Origin of the sequence: Methylobacterium sp. (assembly GCF_028290105.1) — a bacterium.
Lineage (GTDB): Bacteria > Pseudomonadota > Alphaproteobacteria > Rhizobiales > Beijerinckiaceae > Methylobacterium.
In genome coordinates, this window is the sequence record NZ_JAQGKL010000115.1 from 1 (window position 1) to 3629 (window position 3629).

Here is a 3629-nt window from a genome sequence, read left to right on the forward strand (position 1 = left end):
GGCGGCCCGGCCGCGCCTCGCCCTGCCCTGGACGCGGCTCGGCGCGCGCCTGCGCGAGGCGGCCCTGGCGCTCGCCATTCCCGCCGCGCTGGCCCTGGTCTGGCACCTCGTCACCACGGGCCGGCCCTACAGCCTGATCCCGCCGCCTTCGGAGGTCTGGACGGCCCTCGTCGACCTCGCGGTGGGGGGCATCAACGACGACGCCTTCAGCGCCACCCTGCTCACCCATCTCGGCGCCTCGCTGGCGCGGGTGTTCGGGGGCTTCGCGCTCGCGGTGCTGCTCGCCCTGCCGCTCGGCCTCCTCATCGGCCGGGTGCCGCTGATGCGCCAGCTCCTCGACCCGACCTTCCAGATCCTGCGGCCGGTGCCCGTCACCGCCTGGCTGCCGCTCGCCATGATCCTGTTCGGGCTCGGGCCCCGCTCGGCCTATTTCCTCGTCTTCCTCGGGGCGTTCTACCCCATCCTCGTCAACACCGTCTTCGGGGTGCGCTCGGTGGAGCCGCGCCTGTTCGAGGCGGCCAGCATGCTGGGCTGCCGGGGCTCGGCCCAGTTCGTCCGGGTGGTGCTGCCCGCCGCCCTGCCGTCGATCTTCACGGGCCTGCGCCTCGGCCTCGGCTTCGCCTGGGTGGTGATCGTGGTCGGCGAGATGACCGGCGTGCAGACGGGTTTGGGCGCCATCATCATGGAGGCGCGCCAGCTCTCGCGCACCGAGATCGTCATCTGCGGCATGATCGTGATCGGGCTCGCCGGCTTCCTGTCGGACCGGATCGTGATGCTGATCGGCCGCCGCCTCCTCGCCTGGAGCCCCTCCCATGATTGAGCTGCCCAATGGGTGATCCGACGCTGCCGATCCTCGACATCCGCGACGTCGGCAAGACCTTCACGGTCAAGGACCGGACCGTCACGGCCCTGAAGGGCGCCAACCTCACCGTGAGGCGCGGCGAGTTCGTGTGCCTGCTCGGCGCCTCCGGCTGCGGCAAGTCCACCCTGCTGCGCATCGTGGCGGGTTTCGAGGCCGCCTCCTCGGGGGAGGCGTGCATGTGGGGCAAGCCCATCGCGGGGCCGGACCCCTCGCGCGGCATGGTGTTCCAGGATTACGGCCTGTTCCCCTGGCTCTCGGTCCGCGACAACATCGGCTTCGGCCCGAAATCGCGCGGGCGCCCGGCCCCCGAGATCCGCGACACGGTCGCCCGCTACATCGACCTCGTGGGCCTGCAGGCCTTCGCCGACGCGCATCCGCACCAATTGTCGGGGGGCATGAAGCAGCGCGTCGCCATCGCCCGGGTGCTCGCCAACGAGGCCGAGGTGGTGCTGATGGACGAGCCCTTCGGGGCGCTCGACGCCATGACCCGCGAGCGCCTGCAGGACGAGCTCCTCGACCTCTGGAGCCGCACCGGCCTCACCGTGCTGTTCGTCACCCACGCCATCGAGGAGGCGATCTTCCTCGCCGACCGCGTCGTGGTGATGTCGCCGAGCCCCGGCCGGATCGACGCGGTGCACGCCATCGATCTCGCCCGGCGCCGGGACGTCTCCAGCCCCGCCTTCAACGACATCCGCCGGACGCTCTCGGCCCAGCTCCACAGCCACCACGGCCGCGTGGCGGCGTGAGTTCGCCGGTTCGGCAGGTGTCTGGGTGGGCGCCGCCCGCTGTCCGTGCCGGGCTTGCCCGCGCCGCCCCGTCACAGGCCGGCCGATGCCACCGGCCAGCCTCCCGACCCCTCCACGCCACGCCCCGAAAACCATGACCGCATCGACGGACCCGGACTTCGCCGATCCCCGCCGCCCGGAGCGGCGCCTTGCCTATCGCGCGGCCATCCACCGGCCGCGCCTCGCCCTGCCCGGGGGCAAGCGGGTGGCGCTCTGGCCGGTGGTGAATGTCGAGCACTGGCTCATCGACAACCCGATGCCGCGCCAGATCCTGGTGGCGCCCACCGGCGCGCCCCTGTTGCCGGACCTCGCCAATTGGGGCTGGCACGAATACGGGATGCGGGTCGGGTTCTGGCGCCTCCTCGCGGCGTTCGAAGCGCGCGGGATCCGCCCGACCCTGTCGATCAACGGCTCGGTCTGCGAGGCCTACCGTCCGGTGGCCGAGGCCGCGCACGCGGCGGGCTGGGAGTTCATGGGCCACGGCTTCCACCAGGTCCCGACCCACCGCATCGCGGACGAGCCCGCCATGATCGCCCGGACCCTGGCGGCCATCCGGGCGGTGACCGGCGCCAACCCGCGCGGCTGGCTCGGCCCCGGGCTGACCGAGACCCTGGACACGCCGGACCATCTCGCCGCCGCCGGCCTCGACTATGTCGGCGACTGGGTGGTGGACGACCGGCCCTGCCGCATCGCCACCGCGACGCGGCCCCTGATCGCCCTGCCCTATTCGGTGGAACTCAACGACATCCCGCTGCTGGCGATCCAGCATCACCGGGCCGAGGAATTCGTCGAGCGGGCGCTCGCTCAACTCGGGCGCCTCGCCACGGAGGCCGCGGGCGCGGGGCCGCTCGGCGGGGCCAAGGTGATGGGATTCGCCGTCCACCCCTACATCACCGGCGTGCCCCATCGCATCGGCCTGCTGGAACGGCTCCTCGACGCGTGCCTGGCCCGCGACGACGTCTGGTTCGTCCAAGGGGGCGAACTCGTGGATTGGTATCGGGACACCGGCGATGACGCTTGAGACGGATGCCATCCGCGAGACGGAGGCGGCCCCCGGGACCGACTGGCGGATCCTCGACCGGGCGGCCCTGACCCGGGCCTACGACAATTCCGGCGCGGTGGCCGACAGCGCCGCGCGCCTCGCCGCGTGGCGGGAGCGCAGCGCCGCGCTCCGCGCCGCCCCGGGCCATGTCCTCGACATCCCCTACGGCCCCCACCCCCGCAACCGCATCGACCTGTTCGCCTGCGGCCGCGCGGACGCGCCCCTCCTCGCGTTCATCCACGGCGGCTACTGGCAGCGCAACGCCAAGGAGGGGTTCGCCTGCATGGCGCTGGGGCCCCTGGCGCTCGGCCTCGACGTGGCGCTGATCGGCTACACCCTGGCGCCGGAGGCCTCGCTCACGCGGATCGCCGACGAGATCGGCGCCGCCCTGTGCTACCTGCGCGCCCGGGACGAGGCGGCGGGCCGCCCGCGCCGGCGCCTCGTGGTCTCCGGCTGGTCGGCGGGCGGGCACCTGGCCGCCCTCGCCCTCGATCGCCCCGAGGCCGATGCCGCACTCGCCATCAGCGGGGTCTTCGACCTGGCCCCCATCGCCGGGACCGCCCTCGACGAGGCCCTGCGCCTGACGCAGCAGGAGGTCGAGGAGCTGTCGCCGATCCGGCTGGCGCCGCGACCCTCCCACGGGACCGCCGCTCCCCTGGTCATCGCCTACGGGGCGGACGAACTGCCCGAATTGCGGCGCCAATCCCGCGCCTACGGCGCGGCGCGGGCGCGGCACGCTGGCAGGACGGAGATCCTCGCCCTGGCGGGGCGCGACCACTTCTCGATCCTGGAAGAGCTGAGCACGCCCGCCGGAATCCTGTCGCGCCTCGCGGCCGACCTTGCCCATGGACCGGTCGGAGATGCTGCGCCAATGTTCGCGGATCAGGGCGCAGGGGAGGTGAATGTTCGGATCGGCGATGACTGATTTAATGTCGACGAT

Annotated in this window: 4 protein-coding genes; all 4 read left to right on the top strand. The window is 73.0% G+C overall.

Annotated elements, in window-relative coordinates:
- Positions 1-22 precede the first annotated feature (22 nt).
- Positions 23-820 (top strand): ABC transporter permease, encoded by a 798-nt coding sequence (locus JWQ05_RS08555; RefSeq protein ID WP_299657554.1) that lies wholly within the window; start codon positions 23-25, stop codon positions 818-820.
- Positions 821-828: 8 nt separating this feature from the next.
- Complete coding sequence (locus JWQ05_RS08560) at positions 829-1608, top strand: ABC transporter ATP-binding protein (RefSeq protein WP_299657548.1); 780 nt, start codon at positions 829-831, stop codon at positions 1606-1608.
- A 133-nt stretch (positions 1609-1741) separates the two neighbouring features.
- Positions 1742-2668: a polysaccharide deacetylase family protein gene (locus tag JWQ05_RS08565; RefSeq protein ID WP_299657550.1), complete on the top strand. Its 927-nt coding sequence runs from the start codon at positions 1742-1744 to the stop codon at positions 2666-2668.
- Complete coding sequence (locus tag JWQ05_RS08570) at positions 2658-3614, top strand: alpha/beta hydrolase (protein ID WP_299657552.1); 957 nt, start codon at positions 2658-2660, stop codon at positions 3612-3614. Before JWQ05_RS08565 ends, JWQ05_RS08570 begins: the two co-directional genes overlap by 11 nt.
- The last annotated feature ends 15 nt before the right edge of the window (positions 3615-3629 follow it).